Origin of the sequence: Novosphingobium aquiterrae (assembly GCF_042434435.1) — a bacterium.
In the GTDB taxonomy this organism is placed as follows: domain Bacteria; phylum Pseudomonadota; class Alphaproteobacteria; order Sphingomonadales; family Sphingomonadaceae; genus Novosphingobium; species Novosphingobium aquiterrae.
The window spans coordinates 214,998-237,555 of record NZ_JBHLTL010000004.1; the positions used below are offsets into that span (position 1 = coordinate 214,998).

20 protein-coding genes, 1 tRNA gene and 1 pseudogene are annotated in these 22,558 nt (G+C 63.8%); 18 read left to right on the forward strand and 4 right to left on the reverse strand.

The features are described from left to right. Positions 1–44 precede the first annotated feature (44 nt). Genes phaR through ACFFF7_RS07010 form a run of 3 tightly spaced genes read left to right on the forward strand, consistent with a single transcriptional unit; the run spans position 45 to position 4,458 of the window. Entirely contained in the window at positions 45–596 is a 552-nt protein-coding gene (gene phaR, locus ACFFF7_RS07000) for a polyhydroxyalkanoate synthesis repressor PhaR (RefSeq protein ID WP_379480659.1), read from the forward strand. 51 nt (positions 597–647) lie between these two features. Beyond that, positions 648–2,198 (forward strand): aminoacyl--tRNA ligase-related protein, encoded by a 1,551-nt coding sequence (locus tag ACFFF7_RS07005; RefSeq protein WP_379480660.1) that lies wholly within the window; start codon positions 648–650, stop codon positions 2,196–2,198. 1 nt (position 2,199) lies between these two features. After that, entirely contained in the window at positions 2,200–4,458 is a 2,259-nt protein-coding gene (locus ACFFF7_RS07010; RefSeq protein WP_379480661.1) for a ribonuclease R family protein, read from the forward strand. Here the strand turns inward: ACFFF7_RS07010 and ACFFF7_RS07015 are convergent. Then, a complete protein-coding gene (locus tag ACFFF7_RS07015; RefSeq protein WP_379480662.1) occupies positions 4,455–4,907 on the reverse strand; it encodes a universal stress protein in 453 nt (150 codons plus the stop codon). The genes ACFFF7_RS07010 and ACFFF7_RS07015 overlap by 4 nt on opposite strands. A 124-nt stretch (positions 4,908–5,031) precedes the next feature. Here ACFFF7_RS07015 and ACFFF7_RS07020 point away from each other — a divergent pair, with 124 nt between their 5' ends. The 4 genes from ACFFF7_RS07020 to ACFFF7_RS07035 all read left to right on the forward strand — a co-directional run bounded on the left by ACFFF7_RS07020 (position 5,032) and on the right by ACFFF7_RS07035 (position 8,701). After that, a complete protein-coding gene (locus tag ACFFF7_RS07020; protein WP_379480663.1) occupies positions 5,032–6,285 on the forward strand; it encodes a pyruvate dehydrogenase complex dihydrolipoamide acetyltransferase in 1,254 nt (417 codons plus the stop codon). A 7-nt stretch (positions 6,286–6,292) separates the two neighbouring features. Further along, entirely contained in the window at positions 6,293–6,664 is a 372-nt protein-coding gene (locus tag ACFFF7_RS07025; protein WP_379480664.1) for an acyl-CoA thioesterase, read from the forward strand. 2 nt (positions 6,665–6,666) lie between these two features. Next, positions 6,667–8,079: a dihydrolipoyl dehydrogenase gene (gene lpdA / locus ACFFF7_RS07030; RefSeq protein ID WP_379480665.1), complete on the forward strand. Its 1,413-nt coding sequence runs from the start codon at positions 6,667–6,669 to the stop codon at positions 8,077–8,079. 100 nt (positions 8,080–8,179) lie between these two features. Next, the gene (locus ACFFF7_RS07035) at positions 8,180–8,701 is read left to right on the forward strand and encodes a hypothetical protein (RefSeq protein WP_379480666.1); all 522 of its coding nucleotides are present in this window, start codon (positions 8,180–8,182) and stop codon (positions 8,699–8,701) included. 7 nt (positions 8,702–8,708) lie between these two features. Here ACFFF7_RS07035 and ACFFF7_RS07040 read toward each other — a convergent pair. Continuing rightward, positions 8,709–8,798: transfer RNA gene (locus ACFFF7_RS07040), tRNA-Ser, on the reverse strand. Positions 8,799–8,885: 87 nt separating this feature from the next. On the opposite strand from ACFFF7_RS07040, the gene ACFFF7_RS07045 reads away from it, so the two are divergent. From ACFFF7_RS07045 to mazG, 10 genes are all read left to right on the forward strand, one after another. Then, complete coding sequence (locus ACFFF7_RS07045; protein WP_379480667.1) at positions 8,886–9,932, forward strand: lytic murein transglycosylase; 1,047 nt, start codon at positions 8,886–8,888, stop codon at positions 9,930–9,932. A gap of 67 nt (positions 9,933–9,999) precedes the next feature. After that, positions 10,000–10,884 carry an SPOR domain-containing protein gene (locus ACFFF7_RS07050; RefSeq protein WP_379480668.1) on the forward strand — a complete coding sequence of 295 codons (885 nt, stop codon included), beginning with the start codon at positions 10,000–10,002 and terminating at the stop codon, positions 10,882–10,884. Between the two features lie 40 nt (positions 10,885–10,924). Beyond that, positions 10,925–12,088 carry a D-alanyl-D-alanine carboxypeptidase family protein gene (locus ACFFF7_RS07055; protein WP_379480669.1) on the forward strand — a complete coding sequence of 388 codons (1,164 nt, stop codon included), beginning with the start codon at positions 10,925–10,927 and terminating at the stop codon, positions 12,086–12,088. Next, the gene (gene tmk / locus ACFFF7_RS07060; protein ID WP_379480670.1) at positions 12,085–12,720 is read left to right on the forward strand and encodes a dTMP kinase; all 636 of its coding nucleotides are present in this window, start codon (positions 12,085–12,087) and stop codon (positions 12,718–12,720) included. The genes ACFFF7_RS07055 and tmk overlap by 4 nt, the downstream gene beginning before the upstream one ends. Positions 12,721–12,722: 2 nt before the next feature. Then, on the forward strand, positions 12,723–13,679 hold the full coding sequence (locus ACFFF7_RS07065) for a DNA polymerase III delta subunit-related protein (RefSeq protein WP_379480939.1): 957 nt from the start codon (positions 12,723–12,725) through the stop codon (positions 13,677–13,679). A 29-nt stretch (positions 13,680–13,708) separates the two neighbouring features. Further along, positions 13,709–15,265 (forward strand): methionine--tRNA ligase, encoded by a 1,557-nt coding sequence (gene metG / locus ACFFF7_RS07070; protein WP_379480671.1) that lies wholly within the window; start codon positions 13,709–13,711, stop codon positions 15,263–15,265. Further along, entirely contained in the window at positions 15,265–16,041 is a 777-nt protein-coding gene (locus ACFFF7_RS07075; protein WP_379480672.1) for a TatD family hydrolase, read from the forward strand. Before metG ends, ACFFF7_RS07075 begins: the two co-directional genes overlap by 1 nt. Beyond that, positions 16,038–16,805, forward strand: coding sequence for an MBL fold metallo-hydrolase (locus tag ACFFF7_RS07080; protein ID WP_379480673.1), 768 nt, complete (start codon positions 16,038–16,040; stop codon positions 16,803–16,805). The genes ACFFF7_RS07075 and ACFFF7_RS07080 overlap by 4 nt, the downstream gene beginning before the upstream one ends. Beyond that, positions 16,802–16,975, forward strand: a complete 174-nt coding sequence (locus ACFFF7_RS07085; protein WP_379480674.1) for a hypothetical protein — start codon at positions 16,802–16,804, stop codon at positions 16,973–16,975. The genes ACFFF7_RS07080 and ACFFF7_RS07085 overlap by 4 nt, the downstream gene beginning before the upstream one ends. A 51-nt stretch (positions 16,976–17,026) precedes the next feature. After that, positions 17,027–17,821, forward strand: a complete 795-nt coding sequence (mazG, locus tag ACFFF7_RS07090; RefSeq protein ID WP_379480675.1) for a nucleoside triphosphate pyrophosphohydrolase — start codon at positions 17,027–17,029, stop codon at positions 17,819–17,821. Here mazG and hflX read toward each other — a convergent pair. Next, complete coding sequence (gene hflX / locus ACFFF7_RS07095) at positions 17,798–19,075, reverse strand: GTPase HflX (protein WP_446686284.1); 1,278 nt, start codon at positions 19,073–19,075, stop codon at positions 17,798–17,800. The two genes, mazG and hflX, sit on opposite strands and share 24 nt — an antisense overlap. Before the next feature lie 50 nt (positions 19,076–19,125). Beyond that, positions 19,126–19,500, reverse strand: a pseudogene (hfq, locus tag ACFFF7_RS07100) (RNA chaperone Hfq); the annotation flags it as partial. A gap of 113 nt (positions 19,501–19,613) precedes the next feature. Here hfq and ACFFF7_RS07105 point away from each other — a divergent pair. Further along, complete coding sequence (locus ACFFF7_RS07105; RefSeq protein WP_006961814.1) at positions 19,614–22,523, forward strand: Tn3 family transposase; 2,910 nt, start codon at positions 19,614–19,616, stop codon at positions 22,521–22,523. Positions 22,524–22,558: the final 35 nt, after the last annotated feature.

Here is a 22,558-nt window from a genome sequence, read left to right on the forward strand (position 1 = left end):
CTAACGTTACGGAAAGCGGCGTTCGGGTCCGCAGGGGACATCTGATGAGCGAAGCCAGCGGCGATACCGTCATCATCAAGAAGTACGCCAACCGGCGGCTCTACAACACCAAGTCGTCAAGCTACATCACGCTGGATCACCTGGCCAAGCTGACCCGCGAAGGGATCGACTTCAAGGTGCTGGACGCCAAAACCGGCACCGATATCACCCATTCGATCCTGACCCAGATCATCATGGAAGAAGAAAGCGCCGGCGGCGAGCAGATGCTCCCCGTAAACTTCCTGCGCCAGCTGATCGGGATGTATGGCAATTCGATGCAGAGCCTGGTGCCGCATTATCTTGAAGCGTCGATGGAGAATTTCCGGTCCAACCAGGCCAAGCTGCGCGATGCGTTCGAGGCCAGCCTGGGCGCCAATCCGCTGGCCAAGCTGGCGCAACAGAACCTGGCGATGTTCAAGGCCGCAGCTTCGGCCTTTGTGCCGGGCCTGGCCGAAGACAAAGCGCCTGCAAAGGCATCGGACCGTGATGACGAGATTGCCGCGCTGCGTGCCCAGATGGCCGCGATGCAGGACAAGCTCGACAAGCTGGGCAAGTAACTACCCGCCGCAGGGTTTGAACCGCGGACGATAAACCGCTAACGGCGCGGCATGAGTCAACCGCCCGTCATTCGCCACGCCCTCAACGTCACCCGCGAAGCCGATTTCGCCGCCTGGTACCAGGACGTCATTTCCGAAGCCGAAATGGCCGAAGAAAGCGGCGTGCGCGGTTGCATGGTAATCAAGCCGTGGGGTTACGGCATCTGGGAACGCATCCAGAAGCTGATGGACGCGCGGATCAAGGCCGCCGGCGTCGACAACTGCTATTTCCCGCTGTTCATTCCGCTGAGCTATTTTGCCGAAGAAGCCGAGCACGTCGAGGGCTTTGCCAAGGAAATGGCGGTGGTCACCCATCACCGCCTGATCCAGGACGGCAAGGGCGGGCTGATCCCCGATCCCGAGGCCAAGCTGGAAGAGCCGTTGATCGTCCGCCCGACTTCGGAAACGGTGATCGGCAAGGCGATGGCGCGTTGGATCCAGTCGTGGCGCGATCTGCCGCTGCTGACCAACCAGTGGGCCAACGTCGTCCGCTGGGAAATGCGCACCCGGATGTTCCTGCGCACCAGCGAGTTCCTGTGGCAGGAAGGGCATACCGCCCACGCCGACAAGGCCGATGCCATGGCCGAGACGCTGCGCGCGCTCGAGATGTATCGCGAGGTCGCCGAAGACGACCTTGCCCTGCCGGTAATCGTCGGTGAAAAGCCCGAGAACGAGCGCTTCCCAGGCGCGGTTGCGACGTATTCGATCGAAGCGATGATGCAGGACGGCAAGGCGCTACAGGCCGGCACTTCGCATTATCTGGGGACCGGCTTCGCCGAGGCGGCGGGTATCCGCTATCAGGACCGGGACGGCCAGCAGACGCTGTGCCACACCACCAGCTGGGGGGTTTCGACCCGGATGATCGGCGGACTGATCATGGTCCACGGCGACGATGACGGGTTGCGCGTGCCGCCCAAGGTTGCACCGCAGCAGATCGTCATCCTGCCGATGCTGCGCGAGGATGACGGGGACGCCGCGCTGCTGGCCTATTGCGAAGACCTGCGCAACGCGCTGGCAGCGCAGAACACACTTGGCGAGCCTATCCGCGTCCTTCTCGACAAGCGCGCCGGCAAGGCGACGCAAAAGCGCTGGGCATGGGTCAAGAAGGGCGTGCCGCTGATCCTCGAGATCGGCGGGCGCGATGCAGCCGGCGGGCAGGTCTCTGTGGTCCGCCGCGACCGACTGTGGCGCCCGGATGGCAAGGTCAATTTCATTGCCCAGAGCCGCGACCTGTTCCTCAGCCAGGCCGCTGCCGAGTTGGAAGACGTGCAGCAATCGCTTCATGCCGAAGCGACGCAGCGCCGCGATGCCCAGATCGAGCGCGGGATCACCGACATGGCCGGGCTGGAGGCCTTCTTTGCCGAAACCAACCGCTATCCCGGCTGGGCCGAACTGGCCTGGTCGCGCCCGACCGGCGCGGCGCTCGAGGGCGTGGTGCAAAAGCTCAAGGCGCTCAAGCTGACGATCCGCAACACTCCGCTGGACGGTGCGCCAGTAACCGGTATCTGCCCGTTCACTGGCGAGCCTGCAGTCGAACGCATCTACGTCGCGCGGGCCTACTGACTTGGCCAAGGCGCAGCGCCCTCAGCCAGGTCTTCCCACCCGCAAGCAGGTCCTCGACTTCATCGCCGCCAGCGCCGAGCCCGCTGGCAAGCGCGAGATCGCCCGCGCTTTCGGCCTCAAAGGCCAGGAGAAGATCGCCCTCAAGGCGCTGCTCAAGGATATGGCCGAAGAAGGGCTGATCGACGGCAACCGCACCGCCTTTCACCGAATGGGCGGGGTTGCCAAGGTCACCGTGCTGCGGGTGGTCGACATAGAAGATGGCGAGGCCGTTGCAGTGCCGGACAGCTGGACGCCCGACGATGCCACGCCGCCGCCGCGCTTGCGGATCCGCGAGAAGGGTGCGCGCGGCGCGGCCCTGCGCAAGGGCGACCGCGTGCTCGCCCGGACCGAGGAAACCGCCACCGGGTGGATCGCCCATCCGATGAAGAAGCTGCCCACCCTGGCCGATCAGGTAATGGGCGTGGTCGAGATCGACAAGGCGGGGAAGGGCTGGCTGGCCCCGGTCGACAAGCGCGAGCGCAATGCGACGCCGATTTCCGATCTGGGCGGGGCCGAAGCCGGGCAGCTTGTTCTGGCGGAGCCCGCGGGCAAATCACCGCGCTCGGGGGTGAAAGTCACCGAAATCCTCGGCGATCCGCTTGCGCCCAAGGCATTCAGCCTGATCGCGATCCACAAGCACGGCATTCCCTTCGCGTTCCATCCGGAAACGGTGGCGGAGGCCGAACTGGCGGCAAGGCTGCCGGTCAGCGCCGACGCGCGCGAAGACCTGCGTCACCTGCCGATCGTCGCGATCGACCCCAGCGATGCCCGCGATCACGACGATGCGATCTGGGCCGAACCCGACGGCGAAGGCGGTTTTCGCGCGGTCGTCGCGATTGCCGATGTCAGCTACTACGTCCGGCCTGGCGGCGCGCTAGACCGCGAAGCCCGCAAGCGCGGAAATTCGGTCTATTTCCCCGACCGGGTGGTGCCGATGCTGCCCGAAGTGCTGAGCGCCGATGTCTGCTCGCTGCGGGCGGGCGAGCCGCGCGCGGCCATGGCCTGCCATCTGGAGATTGCAGCGAGTGGCAAGATCACCGGCTGGCGCTTTACCCGAGCGATCGTCCAGATCGACGAAGTCATTGCCTATGAAGAGGCGCAGCGTCGTATCGATGAAGGCGCGGCTGGCAAGAATCTCATCGACCTGTGGCAGGCCTGGCGCGCGCTGGAGAAGGCACGCAGCGACCGCGATCCACTGGCGCTGGAACTGCCCGAACGCCGCGTGGTGCTGAACGAGGCAGGCAAGATCGAGCAGATCGCCCTGCGCGAGCGGCTCGATGCGCACCGTGTGGTCGAGGATTTCATGATCGCTGCCAATGTCGCCGCAGCCAAGGCGCTGGAAAGCAAGGTCGCGCCGGTGGTCTACCGCATCCACGAGCCGCCGAGACGTGAAAAGCTGGTCGCGCTCAAGGACTATCTCGCCACCTTCGAGCGTAAGATCGCGCTGGGCCAGGTGATCACCCCGACGCTGTTCAATCGCCTGCTCAAGGACGTCAGCGACGAGAGCGAGAAAGCGCTGATCATGGAGGCGGTGCTGCGTAGCCAAACCCAGGCCTATTACGGGCCGCGCAATGCCGGGCATTTCGGACTGGCGCTGGGCAGCTATGCCCACTTCACCTCGCCGATCCGGCGCTATGCCGACCTGCTGGTGCACCGCGCGCTGGTCGATGGCTTTGCGCTGGAGCAACCGAGGCCAAAAGGCGACCTTCCGCCCGCCTCAGGGCTGTCAGATCGCGACCGCGAGAACCTGACCCGGGTCAGCGAAGCTATCAGCGCCGCCGAGCGCCGCGCGATGGAGGCCGAGCGCGAGACCATCGACCGTTATGTCGCCGCCTGGCTGTCCAAGCGGGTGGGCGAGGTCTTCGATACCCGCGTCACCGGGGTGCAGCGCTTCGGCCTGTTCGCCACGATCATCGAGCTGGGCGGGGACGGACTGGTCCCGGTCTCGGTGCTGGGCGACGAGCGATTCTTTTACGATGAGAAAGCCCAGGTGCTGGAAGGCGAGCGCAGCCGCACCCGCTATGCGCGGGGGCAGCTGATGCGGCTCAAGCTGGCCGAGGCCAATCCGCTGACCGGTGCGCTGAAGTTCGAGCCCGAAGGCGGCAGCGGTTCACGGATCGAACCGCGCGGACGCCCGTTACCGCTCAAGAAGAAGGGCGCGCACTTGGCCGGCAAGCGCGGCCGCCCCGGCAACATTCGCCATCAGGGCAAGAAGCGTTAGCCCAAACGGTCGAGATCGCCGTCGGTCAGTCCGCCAGGGATAACGTAGAGCGGGCAGGGCAGGTGCCCGGCCATGGCGGTGAAGTGCGACACCAATGGGCCGGGCCCGCCTCCTCCGGCCGCGCCCAGCACCAGCGCCGACACCTCGGGATGTTCGGCCAGGTACTCGCGGATCACCTGTTCGCCATTGCCGGTCTTGACCGCAATCGCCGGCATCTGCCCGCCTTCGCTGAGCAGGCTGCCCGCCGCAGTGGTGACCAGCGCCTCGGCCCGGGCGCGAGCCTCTTCCTCGATCGTCGCCTGGATGCTGCCGAAAGCGACGAAGGGCTGGCGCGGGACCAGGGCCAGCAGATGGACCTGCCCGCCGGTCCGCGCGGCACGGCGCGCGGCAAAGTGCAGCGCGGTGCTCGCCTCGTCGGTTTCGTCCATGATGACCAGATAAACCCGCATGCTTCCCCCGCTTGTCGCGACCTATCCGATACAAACGTATTCTGCGCAAGCACCTTGCCGAACGGCGACATTTTGGCCAATGACGGTGCATTGCCAGCGCCCGCAAGAGGACCGGATTCCGCCCATGCCGATCGAAATCAAGATGCCCGCCCTGTCCCCCACCATGGAGGAGGGCACGCTGGCCAAGTGGCTGGTCAAGGTTGGCGACACGGTTTCATCGGGCGACATCATGGCCGAGATCGAGACTGACAAGGCGACGATGGAATTCGAAGCGGTCGACGAAGGGGTAATTACATCGATTACTGTTGCCGAGGGCAGCGAGGGCGTGAAGGTCGGCACGGTCATCGCCACGATCGCCGGCGAGGATGAGGATGCCAGTGCGGCGCCTGCTGCGAAGGCGGCCGCTCCGGCACCCAAGGCGGAATCCGTGGCTGAGACCAAGCCTTCCGCGGCCCCGCCAGCCTCGGCTCCGGTGAAGCCAGCGATGGCCAGTGGCGACCGTATCGTCGCGTCCCCCCTTGCCAAACGGATTGCCGAGCAGAAGGGCGTCGACCTCAAGAGTGTGAAGGGCAGCGGCCCGAATGGCCGGATCGTCAAGGCCGATGTCGAGGGCGCGCAACCGGGCTCGGCTTCCGTTGCTCCTGTCGCTTCGGCGCCCGCAGCCAGCGCGCCGGTCCCCGATTTCGGCATTCCCTACGAAGCCGAAAAGCTCAACAATGTCCGCAAGACCATCGCTCGCCGCCTGACCGAAGCCAAGCAGACCATCCCCCACATCTACCTGACGGTCGACGTCCGGCTCGATGCCCTGCTCAAGCTGCGCGGCGAGCTCAACAAGGCGCTTGAGCCTGATGGGGTCAAGCTGTCGGTCAACGACCTGCTGATCAAGGCGCTGGGCAAGGCGCTGCTGCGCGTGCCGAAGTGCAATGTCAGCTTTGCCGGGGACGAACTGCGCAAATACAGCCGCGCCGACGTCTCGGTCGCGGTCGCCGCGCCTTCGGGCCTGATCACCCCGATCATCCTCGATGCCGCCAGCAAGGGCGTCGCCCAGATCAGCACCGAGATGAAGGCGCTGGCCGACAAGGCGCGCGAGGGCAAGCTGATGCCGCACGAATACCAGGGCGGCACCGCCAGCCTCTCCAACCTCGGTATGTTCGGGATCAAGCAGTTCGAAGCGGTGATTAACCCGCCCCAGGCGATGATCATGGCAGTCGGCGCGGGCGAGAAGCGGCCCTACATCGTCGAAGACGCGCTCGCCGTCGCCACGGTCATGTCCGCCACCGGCAGCTTCGACCACCGCGCCATCGACGGCGCCGACGGGGCGCAGCTGATGCAGGCGTTCAAGGACCTGGTCGAGGCGCCGCTGGGGCTGGTGGCCTGAGGCCGTCATGGCCGAAAGCCTCGTCATTCGCGCGACGGCCATGCCGACCGACCTCAACCCTTATGGCGGGGTGTTCGGCGGCTGGCTGATGAGCCAGCTGGCGCTCGGTGCGGGATCGCTGGCTTCGCGGATCGGACGGAGCAAGGCCGTGGTGGTCCATGCCAGCGACTTCACCTTTCCCGGTACCATGGCCGTGGGGGACGAGCTGTCGGTCTATGCCGAAGTCATTGCCACCGGCCGCACATCGCTGACTGTCGCTGCCCGCGGCGAGGGCCGGGAGCGCAACGGCGAAGCGCTGACCGAAGTCGCCAGGGGACAATTCAAATTCGTGCTGCTGGACGAGAACGACCGTCCGCGCGCACTCGATGGAGCTGATTGAAAATGGCAGACCAATACGACCTCATCGTGCTCGGTTCCGGCCCTGGCGGCTATGTCGCGGCGATCCGCGCGAGCCAACTGGGACTGAAGGTCGCGATTGTCGAGCGCGAGCTGCTCGGCGGGATCTGCCTCAACTGGGGGTGCATCCCGACCAAGGCCCTGCTGCGCTCAGCCGAGATCTATCACTACATGAGCCACGCCAAGGATTACGGCCTGGCCGCGGAAAAGATCAGCGCCGACCTCAACGCCGTGGTCGCGCGTAGCCGCGGGGTGGCCAAGCAGCTCAACCAGGGCGTCACGCACCTGATGAAGAAGAACAAGATCGCCGTCCACATGGGCACCGGCGTTCTGAAAGGCGGCGGCAAGCTGGAAGTGACCGGCGAGAAGGGGGCCGAGACCCTGACCGCCAAGCACATCATCGTCGCCACCGGCGCACGGGCGCGCGACCTGCCCTTCGCCAAGGCCGATGGCAACCGGGTGTGGACCTATCGCCACGCGATGACGCCGAAGGAAATGCCGAGCAAACTGCTGGTCATCGGCTCGGGCGCGATCGGGATCGAATTCGCCAGCTTCTACAACGACATGGGCGCCGAAGTGACCGTGGTCGAGATGATGGACCGGATCGTCCCGGTCGAAGATGCCGATGTCTCCGCCTTCCTCGAAAAGGCGCTGAAGAAGCAGGGCATGACGATCCTGACCGGGGCCGGGGTCGAAAGCCTCGATGTCGGCAAGACCGGGGTCAAGGCGAAGATCAAGTGCAAGGACGGCAAGGTGGTCGACGGCGATTTCAGCCATGTCATCGTCGCGGTCGGGATCGCCCCCAACACCGAGAATATCGGACTTGAAGCACTGGGCGTGAAGGCCGAGCGCGGGATCATCGCGATCGACGGCATGGGCCGCACCAATGTGGCGGGCGTGTGGGCGATCGGCGACGTCACCCCCGGGCCGTGGCTGGCGCACAAGGCCAGCCACGAAGGCGTGATAGCGGCCGAGGCCATTGCCCAGGCGCTGGGCAACAAGGATGTCCACCCGCACGCCATGGACAAGGCCAACATCCCCGGCTGCACCTATTGCCATCCGCAGATTGCCAGCGTCGGCCTGACCGAGGCGAAGGCCAAGGAAGCGGGTTACGAGGTCAAGGCGGGTACATTCCCGTTCATCGGCAACGGCAAGGCAATCGCGCTGGGCGAGGCCGAGGGCTTCATCAAGACCGTGTTCGACGCCAAAACCGGGGAACTGCTGGGCGCGCACATGATCGGCGCCGAAGTGACCGAGCTGATCCAGGGCTATGTCGTGGGCAAGACGCTGGAGACCACGGAAGCAGAACTGATGAACACGGTCTTCCCGCACCCGACCCTGTCCGAAATGATGCATGAAAGCGTGCTGGCAGCTTACGGGCGTGCACTACACTTCTAGGTTCCGAACTTAACCACGCGGTTAAGAAACTGCTGGATCGAACGCGCGGTATGGTATCTATTCCCGTCAACGGCCGCAAAGGCCCGTGGAGGGGAACATCATGGAAGATACGTCGACAGCGCCCGAAGTGGTGCCAGCGCCCGGACCGCTTGCCGGCTTGGTCATTCTGCTCATAGTCGTGGTGCTACTGGTCGCCTATATGGCGATCGCGCTCAATTTCGTCGCCGACACCGCGCTGGTCGGCGGCTTCATGCTGCTGTGGTTCTGGGCCAACAATGGCCAGCTAGAAATTGCCCGGTTTCCCGCCGCCCTGATCGGATCGGTGACGGGAATCGGCATCGCCTGGTTCCTGGTCTACGGGCCTGCGCATATGGGCGGGCTGGGGATCGCCCTGGCACTCGGAGCGCTTCTTCTGGGGCTTTATCTCGACATCACGAAACTTGCGCCGATGATCGTCAACAACGCCACGATGCTGTTCGTCACCCTCGCAGCCGCGCCGCTGGTGCAGCTGCACGTCAACTGGGTCCAATTGCTGCTGACCACTGTGCTGGGCGGGCTGTTCTTTGCCGGGACGATCGAGGGGATCAAGCGGATCGCGGCAAGGTTTACCCCGCCGGATTGAAATTGCCTGGCGGACAGGGTGGGATTCGAACCCACGGTGAGCTTGCACCCACGGCGGTTTTCAAGACCGCTGCCTTAAACCACTCGGCCACCTGTCCTCTAATCGCGCCCGCTAGCGCGTGACTTGGCGATTGTCACGCCCTTAGCGGTTTTCATCTGCAGCGGCCTGTGCGAAACCCAGCGCAATGAAGTTGTTGCGCCTCCTCCGCCTGACCGTTCCCGTTGCTGCCGTGCTCGCTGCATTTTCTGCGCCGGGCATCCCTGCCGAAGCCCAGGTCGAGCCGCAATCCGAGCAAAGCTTTGACGGCTATCTGCAATTGCTTGCCGCGCGGGCCCGGGGCGAGGGGGTGAGCGAAGCAACGATCAACCAGATGATCAGCGGGCTTACGTTTAACCCGCGGGTCATTGCGCTCGATCAGGCTCAACCCGGATCGACGCCGGGTTCGCCGCCGGCCTTTTGGCCCTACTACCGCGACCATGTCGACGCCGCGCGGATTTCCGGCGGCCAGCGCACTTTGCGCGACAGCGCAGCACTGCTGCCGCGGATCGAGGCGCAATATGGTGTGCCGGGCAAGGTGATCGTGGCGATCTGGGGGCACGAAACCAATTATGGCAGCTACAAGGGCGACTTCGATCTGGCCCGCTCGCTCGCCACGCTGGCCTATGAAGGGCGCCGCCGTGATCTGTTCGCCAGCGAATTCGTCGCGCTGCTCAAGATGGTCGATCGCGGGGTGCCGCGCCAGCGCCTGGTCGGCAGCTGGGCCGGTGCCTTTGGCAATCCGCAGTTCCTTCCCTCGGTCTATCTGCGGGTCGCTCGCGACGGCGACGGCGATGGCGACGCGGATATCTGGAATGATCGCGCCGATACCCTGGCATCCATCGCCAACTATTTCAGCGACGCCGGTTGGCGGCGCGGCGAACCTTGGGGCGTAAAGGCATCGGTGCCCGCTGCGCTCGACCGGTCGCTGCTGACGTCGCGGCTCAGCGCTCCGTCCTGCCCGCGGGTTCATGCCCGTCATTCGGTGTGGAAGACCGTTGGCGAGTGGCGCGGTTTGGGTATCACGCCGCAGACGGCAATCGGCGATTCGACTTTGGCCGTCCTGTTTGAACCCGACGGTCCGGGAAATGGCGCTTTCCTGTTAACCGGGAATTACAGGGTTATCCTCCAGTATAACTGCTCGAACTACTACGCACTTTCCGTGGGGTTGCTTGCAGATGAGATTGCCCGTTAACCGTAGTCTGCCGCTTGCGGCACTGATCCTTGTGACCGCCTGCGGGGGAGGCGCCTCCGTCAGGGATGTGCCCGCGCCCCTGGCCAATGGTCCTTCGGCCGACTATCCGATGGTGTTGGGGCCGCAGTTCTCGGTCGACGGGGTGACCTATACCCCGGCCGATACAATGAACTATGATGCCGTCGGCTTTGCCGGGATTTCGGCCGAAGGCGGATCGGGCGTGTCCGGTTCGCACCGGACCTTGCCGCTGCCCAGCTATGTCGAAGTGACCTCGCTTGAATCCGGCAAGACGGTCCTGGTGCGGATGGAGCGGCGCGGTCCGATGACGGGATCGCAGTTGGTCGAACTATCGCCGGGCGCGTTCGCGCAGCTTGGCATGGCGGGATCGACCCGCAACGCGGTGCGGGTGCGCCGGGTCAATCCGCCCGAGGTCGAACGCGCCATGCTGCGCAGCGGCCAGCAGGCACCGGCCCGGATGGATACGCCCAAGTCACTGCTTGTCGTGCTGCAGCGCAAGCTTGATCAGCAGATGGGTGTCGTGACGCCGCCGCCCGCTCCGGTGCCCGAAGCCGCAGCATCGCCGGCTCCTGCCGTTACTCCGAACAAACCGCCCAAAGCACCGGCAAAGCCGGCAAAGTCGGCGCCTAAGCCTGCGGTCACCGGAAAACCGGATTCGGCATCGTCTAAAACCGACATCAAGCCCGCCGCAACGCCCAAGCCCGTCGAACCCAAGGTCGCTGCCAAGGGCACCTGGTATGTCCAGATCGGTACTTTCGCCAGCAAGGCGAACGCCGATGCCGCCGCCAAAAAGGCCGGAGCGACCGTGGTTCAATCGGGCAAACTGTGGCGAGTGCGCAGCGAGCCTTTTGTCGCTGAGGACAAGGCCGGACCGGCGCTGGCGAAGGCCAGGGCCGCCGGGTATAGCGACGCAAGAATCCAGCGCGCGGACTAAGGCCTTGCCGAACCCGCGCTTAGCCGCGGGGGAAGCAGCAATGAGATTTGCGGGCGGCGCGCTGCTGGTCGTGGCAGCGACGGCCTTGCCGCTGCGGGCATCCGCGCCAGGTCAGCTTGCACCCGCCTGTCCGGGTCCGGCGGCGCGCATTCCCCACGCATTGCTTGTCGATCTGTCGGCGGGGCGCACCCTGTGCGCACACGGCAGTAACGTCGTCTTTCCGCCCGCGTCGATGACCAAGGCGATGACTGCACTGGTCATCTTCGATCTGATCAAGGCGGGCAAGCTGGATGAGAATGAACTGGTCACCGTGCGGCCCGGAACAGCCAGCGCCTGGGCCGGAAAGGGCACCACGCTCAATCTGCGGCCGGGCGAGCAGGTAAGCATCGGTCAGCTCCTGATGGGCACCTTGACCGTCTCCGCCAACGATGCCGCCGTGGCCTTGGCCGAAAGTGCCAGCGGCAGCACCGAAGACTTCGTTGCCGCGATGAATGCGCGGGCCCGGTCGCTGGGCATGCGCAGCAGCCGCTTCGGCACGCCCAACGGCTTTCCCGATCGGGGTAGAACAGCGGTCAGCGCCGCGGATATGGCCCGCCTTGCCGAAACCCTGATCAACGACCATCCCGATCTCTACCGCCGCTATATCGGCAAGAAGACGATGGACTGGCGCGGTGCGACGCTCAGCAGCCACGATCCCTTTGCCGGCGTTCTGTCCGGTGCTGACGGGATCAAGACCGGGCATACCTTTGAAGCCGGGTTCAACTTTCTTGGCGCGGTCCGGCGCGATGGACGGCGTCTGGTGCTGGTGATCGGCGGAGCGCGGACCGATACCGACCGCGCCAACGCCGCCCGCGGCATGGCCGAATGGGGCTATGCCGCATGGGATAGCCGGCCGTTCCTGAATACGGGCATGATTGTCGGTGCAGCCAGGGTCCAGGGCGGCGCGGCGCGCAGCGTTCCTCTGACCGTGCCGCGCTCATTCACGCTGGCCACGATGAAGGGAACCGGCACCGCTGTGCGTGGAACCATCGTCTATGATGGTCCGCTGCGAGCACCATTGGCCCAAGGGCAGCACGTTGCCCGGCTGCGCATCACGACAGCTGCAGCGGGCAGCTATGACCTGCCGCTCGTAGCGGCGCGGGCCGTCGGCAAGGCGGGAGCAATCGACAGGATCGTCAATGGCCTGCTAGGGCTGCTGCCATGACGACCGGGAAATTCATCGCGCTGGAAGGTGGGGAAGGGGCGGGAAAGTCCACCCAGGCGCGCCTGCTCGCTGAAGCACTGACCCGGCGCGGGATCGCCTGCGTCGTCACGCGCGAGCCTGGCGGAACCCCCGGGGCAGAGGCAATCCGCGCCTTGCTCCTCGGTCTCGACGGCGATGGCTGGCACCCGCGGGCCGAGGCGCTGCTGTTTGCCGCTGCGCGCTCGGATCATGTCGATCGGTTGATCCGGCCGGCCCTGGCAGCGGGAACCTGGGTCATCTGCGATCGCTTCGTCGATTCGAGCCGCGCCTATCAAGGCGGCGCGGGGGGGCTGTCGGACACCGACATCCAGGATCTGCACCGAATCGGCAGCGACGGTCTGCTGCCCGATCTGACCTTGCTGTTCGAAGTGGCACCGGAAGCGGCGCAGCGGCGTCTGGCCGCACGCGATTCGGGCGGAGCTGATCGGATCGGCGGACGCGATGCAGCCTATCACGCGAATGTAGCCGCAGCCTTTGCCCGGTTCGCCGAAGCAGAGCCGCGGCGCTTCGCGAGGATCGATGCGAATGGCGCGCCAACCGAGGTTCATGGCCAGGTTCTCTGCGCACTGGCGCCGCTGCTGGACCCCGCGTGACCATGCTGACCGGCCATGACGAACCCTGGCGCGCCTGGCATGATGCGATGGGTTCGGCGCGCATGCACCACGCGTGGATTCTGGCCGGGATGAAGGGCGTTGGCAAAGGCGCCTTCGCCCGCGCTGCCGCCGCCCAGCTTGTCGCCGAACCGGGCCTGGCGCAGCCGCCATGGGAGGTTCACCCGGACATCATCGTGCTTGATCATCTGCCTGCCAACGACGCCGAGGAAGAAAAGCGCGCTGACGGCAAGCCATGGCAGAAAAAGCGCAACATCACGATCGATCAGGTTCGCCGCATGCAGGCGCGCCTGGTCACGCGTCCTACGCTGGGCGCGCGCCGCGCGGTGATCATCGATCCCGCTGACGACATGGAGAAGGGCGCGGTCAACGCGCTGCTCAAAAGTCTGGAAGAACCGCCCGCAGGCACTTTCTTCCTGCTGGTTGCGCACCGGCCGGGCCGGCTCCTGCCGACGATCCGCTCGCGCTGCCGTGTGCTGCGCTTTGCCCCGCTGGATGCGCGACAGGTCGACAGGATCCTGCAAAGCGAAGCACCGCAAGCTGACGCCGCGACCCGCGCTGCGGCGATTGCTGCAGCCGAGGGGTCGCCCGGCGCGGCGCTGGCCTTTGTCGAGCAGGACCTTGGCGTACTGCACACCCTCATGCGACGTCTGACCGAGGAAGGCGACGATCATCTGGGCCTGCGCGGGGCCATGGCGGATGCCATCGGCGCGCGGCCTGATCGTGAGCGGCAGCAGGCGGCTATCGACCTGGCCCGCGCGGTCGTTGCGGCGGAATTGTCCAAAGGCGCACCGCCACGCCAGGCCCGGGTCATCGCAGCGCATGGTGAGTTGACGAAGCTGGCCGGACAGGCCGCGACCTATAACTTCGATCCCGGGCTGCTGGTTATGGAGATTGGCGGGTTGCTGGCATCCCTTGCCATGCCTAGAGAGACGGCCTGAGCCTCTATTTCGGAAAGATTCTCCCGGCCATGGCCGAACCGTTCTACATCACCACCGCGATTTCCTATCCCAACGGCAAGCCGCATATCGGCCACGCCTATGAGGCGATCGCCGCCGATGTCATCGCCCGGTTCCAGCGCCAGATGGGCCGCGACGTGCGATTCCAGACCGGGACCGACGAACACGGCCTGAAGATGGCGCAGAAGGCGCGCGAACTCGGCTTGGAACCGAAGCAGCTGGCCGACCAGATGTCGCAGCATTTCATTGATATGTGCGATGGCCTGAATGTGTCTTATGACGTATTTCAGCGCACCACGGAACCGCGCCACCACAACGCCTCTCAGGAACTTTGGCGGCGGATGGAAGCCAGCGGCGACCTCTATCTCGACCGCTATGAGGGCTGGTACTCGGTTCGCGACGAGGCCTACTACGACGAGAGCGAACTGATTGCTGGCGAGGGGGGCGACAAACTGTCGCCCCAGGGTACGCCCGTAGAATGGACAGTCGAGGAAAGCTGGTTCTTCCGTCTGTCCGCTTACCAGGACAAACTGGTAGCGCTGCTGGAGAACGAGGATTTCGTCCGTCCCGAAAGCCGGCGGAATGAAATGCTGGCCTTTGTGAGGTCGGGACTGCGCGATCTGTCGATCTCGCGCACCAGTTTCGACTGGGGCGTCAAGGTTCCGGGCAGCGACAATCACGTGATGTACGTATGGGTCGATGCGCTGACAAATTACCTGACCGGCCTTGGCTTTCCTGATGAGAGCGGCGACTTTGCGCGGTATTGGCCATGCAACCTGCATTTGATCGGCAAGGACATTACCCGCTTTCACACGGTCTATTGGCCAGCTTTCCTGATGAGCGCGGGGATTGCGCTACCTCGGCACGTGTTCAGCCATGGTTTCCTGCTTAATCGTGGACAGAAGGAATCCAAGTCGCTGGGCAATGTTACCGACCCGATGGGTCTGGCCGAGCGCTTTGGTGTGGATTCGCTGCGCTATTTCCTGATGCGCGAAGTCGCCTTCGGGCAGGACGGATCTTATTCGGTCGAAGCCATCGTCGCCCGCTGCAATGCGGAACTTGCCAACAGCTTCGGGAACCTCGCACAGCGGACACTCTCGCAGATCTTCAAGAACTGTGACGGCTATCTCCCTGAAATTACTGAGCACGCGGCGGAAGATTTCGCCCTGTTCGAACTGGTTGACGAGGCAGCCACCAAGCATCTTCCCGAAAGTTTCGCCGCGCTCGAGTTCTCGGTCGGCCTCGAACACTGGATGGCGGCGATCTTCGCCTGCAACCAGTATGTCGATGCCCAGGCACCCTGGACCCTGCGCAAGACCGACCCGGCGAGGATGCAGACGGTCCTGGCCACACTGTTCATTTCGATCGCGCAACTGGCGGTGGCGGCGATCCCGGTCATGCCTGACAGCGCCGCGAAACTGCTCGATCAGATGGGCATCGCGCCGGAATTGCGCTCCTACGCGGCGATTCAGTCGCACTGGTATTCGCCGCTCGCCGAAAGCGGGTTCAGGCTGTCGCAGCCGGTTGGCGTGTTCCCGCGGCTTGAAGCGCCTGTCGAGGACGCCTGATGCTGATCGATTCGCACTGTCACCTTGAATACAAGGGCCTGGTCGAGGATCAGGCCGGGGTGCTGGCGCGGGCCCGAGCGGCCGGGGTAGGAGGCTTCCTGTCGATCTCGACCCGGCAGCGCGAATGGGACCAGGTGATCGCAACCGCAGAACGGGAAAGCGACGTCTGGGCCAGCGTCGGGATCCACCCGCACGAGGCCGACGGTCATGCCGACATGGGTGAAGCCGCGCTGGTGGAGGCGACCGAGCATCCCAGGGTCATCGCAATCGGAGAGACCGGGCTCGACTATTATTACGACCATTCGGATAGAGACACGCAGAAAGCATTGTTCCGTAAACACATTTCTGTCGCACGCGAAACAGGTTTGCCGTTGATCATCCATACTCGTGAGGCCGAGCACGACACGGCAACAATCCTGCGCGACGAGATGGAGAAGGGCGCTTATCCCGCGCTGATCCATTGTTTCACCGCCTCAGCCGACTTTGCCCGCACCGTGCTTGATCTCGGTTTGACGATTTCGATATCCGGGATCGTGACGTTCAAGAACGCCAAGGACTTGCAAGCCATAGCTGCGGACATTCCGGACGATCGTTTACTGGTCGAAACCGATGCACCGTTCCTGGCACCTGTGCCGCATCGTGGACAGGTCTGCGAACCGTCGTTTGTGGCTGACACGGCGCGATTTGTGGCGGACTTGCGCGGCGTTTCGTCTGAATTTCTGGCCGAAACGACGACGCGCAACTTCGCGAGGCTGTTCGGCAAGGCCGCCCTGTGAAGCTGCTGATGCTTGGCAGTGGGACCTCGACCGGGGTTCCGCGGATCGGCAACGACTGGGGCCTGTGCGATCCGGCTGAGCCACGGAACCGTCGCAGCCGCGTGTCGATCATCGTTGAGAGTAACGACGGTCAACGGTTGCTGGTCGATACTTCGACCGATTTGCGGGCACAGTTGCTGGTGAACGGCATCGACCGGATCGACGCGGTGTTCTGGACCCACGATCACGCCGATCATTGCCACGGCATCGATGATCTGCGGCCGATGCGCTATGGCCGCGCCGGGCCAATCCCGGGCTATGCCGCAAGCGAAACCGTACGCCGCTTGCGCCAGCGCTTCGGCTACGTTTTTGCCGGCCAGTTCGGCTATCACACCCTGGTAGAACTCGATACATTGGACCGGCTGCGGATGTGCATGGGCTTTGGCATCGCCAGCTGCCAGATGCCGCACGGTCCGGCACAAAGCACGGCCTTTCGCTTCGATTGTGATGGAAAGACAATCGGCTATGCGACAGACTTCAGCGAGATTACGCGTGAAATGGTCGATCTGTTCCGTGGCACCGATTTGCTCGTGGTCGATTGCCTGCGCCGCGAACCGCATCCGACCCATGCGCATCTGGCCATGGCGCTTGAGTTGATCGAGGTCTGCCGGGTTGGCAAAGGCGTGTTGACGCATCTCGACAAGTCGATGGACTTTGCCACTGTGTCTGCAGAGGTGCCGCCGCACGTGCTTGTCGGCTATGACGGACTGGGGCTTGCGGCATGAGCAACGGCGAGATTGTCTTCGCGCTTGTGGCGACGGTCTTGGTGCTGATCATCAATCTGCGCGCGCTTGCCGCGCATCGCTTGTCGCGAAGCAGGATGGTCAGCATGGGGCTGATCTGGATCGGGATTATCATCGTGGTCGCGGCAGTTGCACGCTATCTCGCCGGATAGAGCCACACTGATCACTCTCGTATTTAACATAATATATATTATCAATCTCAGATGATCGAGCCAGCCATGCCCCCTCTCGACCGCCTCCTCTCGATAATGGCCCGGCTGCGCGACCCGCAGCACGGTTGCGAATGGGACCTCGCGCAAAGCTTTGCCACGATTGCGCCATACACCATCGAAGAAGCCTATGAGGTCGCCGACGCGATCGAGCGCGATGACATGGCCGCGCTCAAGGATGAGCTTGGCGACTTGCTGCTCCAGGTCGTGTTCCATTCCCGCATGGCGGAGGAAGACGGTCTGTTCGATTTCGACGCCGTCGCTGAAGCAATCAGCGCCAAGATGGAAACCCGCCATCCGCACATCTTCGGCGATGGCACGTCCGGCCGTGATGGCCGCGAGGAACGCTGGGAACGCCTGAAAGCCGATGAACGCGCTGCCAGGGGCGCGACCAGCGCGATGGATGACGTTGCCCTTGCCCTCCCCGCATTGATGCGCGCCGAAAAACTGCAGAAACGAGCCGCGCGGCAGGGGTTCGACTGGCCCGATCGCGCAGGCCCGGTTGACAAGCTTATCGAGGAAGTCGGCGAATTGGCCACCGCCAGAACAAAAGAAGAACGCGCTGAGGAAGCCGGTGACCTGCTTTTCGCCGCGGTCAATGTCACGCGCGCCTATGGCGTCGCCCCGGAAGACGCGTTGCGCGCCGCCAATCGCAAATTCGAGCGGCGCTTTCGCGCGATGGAAGCGCTCGCCACAAATCGCGGCACGGACTTCGCCGCGCTGTCCCTCGATCAGCAGGAGTCGCTGTGGGTTGACGTTAAGAAGTCAGAGCCGGGTAAAGCGCCCTAGCTCGCGGGGTTCGAGCCGCACTGCCACCCGGCGCAGCGGGCCGCGCTCATCTTCGCCGGCGTCATCCTCGGACACTACTTCCCCATGCGCGTGCAGCCAGGCGAGGCGCTGGCCGTCGCTGAGCGGCAGCACAAAAGTGTGCAGGCGCGCCCCCTGGGTCAGCAGCTTGCCAATGGTTTCAAGCAGCGCCGCGCAACCCTGCCCGGTCAGTGCCGACAGCGGCACGATAACGTCATCGGGATGGACGGCCATCTGCTCGGTCAGATCTGCGGCGCGCTCCTCATCAAGCAGGTCCCACTTGTTCCACGCTTCGACGATCGGGATCGGTGGCGCATCGCTTTCGCTGTCCAGCAGGCCGAGGTCGGCAAGGATCGCCAGAACTTCGTTCTTCTGCGCCTGGCTGTCGGGATTGGCGATATCGCGGACATGGACGATGACGTCGGCGGCCGTCACTTCTTCCAAAGTCGCGCGAAACGCGGCGACAAGCTGGGTTGGCAGATCGGAGATGAACCCCACGGTGTCCGACAGGATCGCCTTGTCCAAGCCCGGCAGGCGGATCCGCCGCATGGTCGGATCGAGCGTGGCGAAAAGCAGATCCTCTGCCATCACCTCCGCCCCGGTCAGCCGGTTGAACAGGGTCGACTTGCCGGCATTGGTATAGCCGACCAGTGCGATCACCGGCCACGGTGCCTTTTCGCGGCGGCTGCGGTGCAGCCCGCGGGTGCGGCGGACCTGTTCCAGCTCACGCCGCAGGCGTGCCATGCGGTCGCGGATCATCCGCCGGTCGGCCTCGATCTGGGTTTCGCCCGGTCCCCCAAGAAAGCCGAAGCCGCCACGCTGCCGTTCAAGGTGGGTCCACGAGCGGACCAGGCGGCCGGCCTGATAATCAAGGTGCGCCAGTTCGACCTGTAGCCGCCCTTCGGCGGTTGCCGCACGCTCACCGAAGATCTCGAGGATGAGGCCGGTGCGATCGATCACCTTGCGTTTCAGCTTGTCTTCAAGGTTTCGCTGCTGGATCGCGGTGAGCGATCCGTCGACGATCAGCAGCTCGGCCTCGCCCTGGTTGCAGGCGACATCGATATTCTGGATCTGCCCTTCCCCGAACAGCGTGCCGGCGCGTGCCTCGCGGATCGGGATGGCCACGGCGTCGACCACCTCGAGCCCGATCGCCAGAGCCAGACCGCGTGCTTCTTCCAGGCGTGCAGCGGTATCGATCGACGCAGAGCCGCGTCCCCGAAATTCAGGGTAGACCACCAGCGCGCGGGCGCCGCGGGCTACGTCTTCACGGTTGTCGTCAAGAAAGCTCAGCTGGCATCACCTTCGCCGCCGTCCCAGTCCTCGCCGGTCAGGTCGACCGGGCTGAGCGGCTGGATGGTCGAAACCGCGTGTTTGTAAGCCAGCTGAACATAGCCTTCGCGTTCGAGAAGCATGCAGAACAGGTCATAGGCGGCGACGCGGCCCTGCAGCATCACCCCGTTGACCAGGAACATGGTCACCTGCACCCCGGACGACCGGACGCTGGACAGGAACACGTCCTGCAGCAGGCGCATCTTCTTGCCGCCTTCTGCCGTGCCGCCGAACTGGCGCACGTCAACCGGCTGGCTGGGCATGATCGTGGATACTGCGTGCTTGTAGACCAGCTGCGACTGGCCATCGCGGCGCAGCAGGATGGCCCAGTCGGCCCGAAGCTGCGATTTTGGTCATCTTGGAGAACACGTCGGGAACGGGCTGGTTGTTGTTGACGATCGCCCATGCGAGGAACGACGTTCCGCTCCGATAAGGGAGCGGCGTTATGAGCCTTGGCGTTTCGAGTGGGGATCTGATCGGCTCCTGGAGCCTGAGTTTTTCGGACATCGCGTTCGTGACCGGCAAAGCGGAGACGGCACGACTGGGATTGGCGGTTCAGCTTAGATTTTTCGCCGGGCATGGCTTCTTTGTGCCGGATCATGCGTCGATACCCTCCGACGGTGTCTTGTATCTGGCGGAGCAACTTGGTCTCGATGCCAAATCCGTGAACCACTATGATTTTTCCGGGCGCACCGCCCGCCGGCATTGCGCGGAGATTTTGCGGCATCTCGGGTTCCGCCGTATGACGCAGACGGATCGCAGGGCGTTGTCGAGGTGGATTTCCGACGATCTTTGTGCGGGCGGGCAGCCGATCAATGCCATGCTCGAGCATGTTTTCCTGTGGTGCCGCGACCGCCGTATCTATGGGCCGTCGCGCAAGGAGCTGGAACGCCTCGTCCGTTCGCAACGACACCTCTATCTGGAGGCCCTGTTGGCCCGAGTCCGCGATCGGCTTGCGCCGGATGCGGTCGCCTTGCTGGAAGCCTCGCTCGCCGATCCCGATGGCCCGACCGGCTTCAACACGATGAAGGGGGATGCAGGTCAGGCGACGCTCGAAAACATTCTTGGCGTGACCGCCAAACTCGCCTTTATCCAACGGCTTGCTCTTCCCCGAGATTTCCTATCGGTCACGGGCAAGGCATGGGTCGATCAGATCGTTCGCCGGGTTGCCGGCGAGAAAGCCTCGGAGATGCGCCGGCATGTACCGGCGCGCCAGCTCGGGCTCTATGCCGTTTATCTGATGGCGCGGGAAGCTCAGCTTACGGATGCGATGGTCGACCTGCTGATCGAGACGGTCCATAAGATCGGATCGCGCTCGAAACGCAAGGTGGTGGGCGATATCGCGAAAGACATCGAGCGGGTCTATGGCAAGGAGCGACTCCTGGTCGAGATTGCCAGCGCTTCGATCGACGATCCATCCGGGCGCATCTGCGATGTCATTTTCCCAATCGCCGGCAAGGACAAACTGGCGGCGATCATCAAGGAAAGCCAGGCAAAGGGCGCCTTGGATCGGCGGATCTACAAGGTGATGCGGAGGTCATGGGCCAATCATTATCGCCGTATGCTGCCAAGCCTGCTTTCGGCACTGGAGTTCCGGTCGAACAACGCCGTGTGGCGTCCGGTGCTGGCGGCCCTGGACTGGATCAGAAGCAAAGTGGATGATGGATGCCGCTACGTGCCGCCGCACGCAGTGCCGGTCGACGAGGTCATTCCGGCGAGATGGCGCAGTTCCGTCATTGATGAAGAGGGGCGCGTAAACCGGATCAGTTATGAGCTTTGTGTCCTCGCGCAACTGCGCGATCGCATCCGTTCTAAGGAAATCTGGGTTGTCGGGGCGGACCGATACCGCAATCCCGATGACGATCTTCCCAAGGACTTCGATGCGCGGCGAGAAGCATATTACACAGGATTGAACCTGACGGCGGATGCGCGTGCATTTTCAAGCGCCATCCGGGAAGAGCTTGCTCAGGAACTGTTGCTCCTCAATGCCAATATTCCCCGGAACGACAAGGTTCGGCTGCTGTGGCGCGGCGAGAACCGTATATCTCTCACCCCGTTCAAACCCTTGCCCGAACCCAGGGGTCTCGCCTCGATCAAGACCGAGATCGGCCAACGCTGGCCGATGACCGGGCTGCTCGACGTACTGAAGGAGGCTGCCCTTGATACGGGACTTCTCGAAGCGTTCGAAACATCGGCCTCGCGTGTTGCACTGCCGAAAACCGCGCTGGATCAACGTCTCCTGCTATGCCTCTACGGCCTGGGAACGAATGCCGGGCTCAAGCGGATCGCCGGCGCCACCCCCGATGTCAGCTATGAAGAGCTGCTGCATGTCCATCGCCGCTTCGTTCATGCCGCGGCGCTCAAGGAGGCGTGTGCCAGGGTTGCGAATGCGACCCTGGCAATCCGCAATGCTGCAGTCTGGGGGGACGCCGGCACGGCCTGTGCGTCAGATTCCACAAAGTTCGGAGCCTGGGATCGCAACCTGATGACGGAATGGCATGCGCGTTATGGTGGACGGGGCGTCATGATCTACTGGCATGTCGAACGACGCGCGACATGCGTCTATTCCCAGCTCAAGCGCTGCTCTTCCTCCGAGGTCGCCTCCATGATCGAGGGCGTGCTGCGCCATTGCACCGACATGGAAATCCAGCGACAATATGTTGATAGTCATGGCCAAAGCGCGGTTGGCTTTGCATTTTGCCGGCTTCTCGGATTTGAGCTTGCACCCCGCCTGAAAGCGATCGCTCGCCAGAAGCTGGCTCTTCCCGATGTCGGCATGCGAACGCGGCTTCCCCACTTGCAGCCGATCCTCTCCAGTCCGATCAACTGGGATGAGATCGAGCAGCAATATGACGAGATGGTCAAATATGCAGCCGCGATGCAGACAAAAACCGCCGACCCGGAGGCGATCCTGCGCCGGTTTAGCCGCTCCGAGGTGATGCACCCGACCTACAAGGCGTTGAGTGAGCTGGGCCGCGCGGTCAAGACGATCTTCCTGTGCCGGTATCTGCGCGAGGAGTCCTTCCGCCGCGAAATTCATGAAGGCCTGAATGTCGTTGAAAACTGGAACAGTGCCAATGGGTTCGTTTTCTTCGGCAAGGGCGGCGAGATCGCCACTAACCGCATCGATGAGCAGCAGCTCTCGGTCCTGGCGCTACATTTGCTGCAAGCGTCGCTTGTCTATGTGAACACCCGAATGCTTCAGAGCGTGCTGGTGGAACCGAAATGGACGGGCCGGATGACGCCGGATGATTATCGCGGCCTCACACCGCTGATTTACAGCCACGTCAATCCTTATGGCCGCTTCGACCTCGATCTGAATAGCCGGATCGATTTTGGGCGGCTTGCTGCCTGACCGGGGCCTTTCCGCTCGCACCATTTGGGTGCACC

Excerpts from the sequence above, each read along its gene's own strand:
- metG (WP_379480671.1), top strand. The coding sequence starts at position 13,709 with ATGGCCGAACCGTTCTACATCACCACCGCGATTTCCTATCCCAACGGC.
- ACFFF7_RS07055 (WP_379480669.1), top strand. The coding sequence starts at position 10,925 with ATGAGATTTGCGGGCGGCGCGCTGCTGGTCGTGGCAGCGACGGCCTTG.
- ACFFF7_RS07015 (WP_379480662.1), bottom strand. The coding sequence starts at position 4,907 with ATGCGGGTTTATCTGGTCATCATGGACGAAACCGACGAGGCGAGCACC.
- ACFFF7_RS07065 (WP_379480939.1), top strand. The coding sequence starts at position 12,723 with ATGCTGACCGGCCATGACGAACCCTGGCGCGCCTGGCATGATGCGATG.
- ACFFF7_RS07105 (WP_006961814.1), top strand. The coding sequence starts at position 19,614 with ATGAGCCTTGGCGTTTCGAGTGGGGATCTGATCGGCTCCTGGAGCCTG.
- ACFFF7_RS07075 (WP_379480672.1), top strand. The coding sequence starts at position 15,265 with ATGCTGATCGATTCGCACTGTCACCTTGAATACAAGGGCCTGGTCGAG.
- ACFFF7_RS07020 (WP_379480663.1), top strand. The coding sequence starts at position 5,032 with ATGCCGATCGAAATCAAGATGCCCGCCCTGTCCCCCACCATGGAGGAG.
- ACFFF7_RS07085 (WP_379480674.1), top strand. The coding sequence starts at position 16,802 with ATGAGCAACGGCGAGATTGTCTTCGCGCTTGTGGCGACGGTCTTGGTG.
- tmk (WP_379480670.1), top strand. The coding sequence starts at position 12,085 with ATGACGACCGGGAAATTCATCGCGCTGGAAGGTGGGGAAGGGGCGGGA.
- ACFFF7_RS07025 (WP_379480664.1), top strand. The coding sequence starts at position 6,293 with ATGGCCGAAAGCCTCGTCATTCGCGCGACGGCCATGCCGACCGACCTC.
- lpdA (WP_379480665.1), top strand. The coding sequence starts at position 6,667 with ATGGCAGACCAATACGACCTCATCGTGCTCGGTTCCGGCCCTGGCGGC.
- ACFFF7_RS07035 (WP_379480666.1), top strand. The coding sequence starts at position 8,180 with ATGGAAGATACGTCGACAGCGCCCGAAGTGGTGCCAGCGCCCGGACCG.
- phaR (WP_379480659.1), top strand. The coding sequence starts at position 45 with ATGAGCGAAGCCAGCGGCGATACCGTCATCATCAAGAAGTACGCCAAC.
- ACFFF7_RS07045 (WP_379480667.1), top strand. The coding sequence starts at position 8,886 with ATGAAGTTGTTGCGCCTCCTCCGCCTGACCGTTCCCGTTGCTGCCGTG.
- ACFFF7_RS07005 (WP_379480660.1), top strand. The coding sequence starts at position 648 with ATGAGTCAACCGCCCGTCATTCGCCACGCCCTCAACGTCACCCGCGAA.
- mazG (WP_379480675.1), top strand. The coding sequence starts at position 17,027 with ATGATCGAGCCAGCCATGCCCCCTCTCGACCGCCTCCTCTCGATAATG.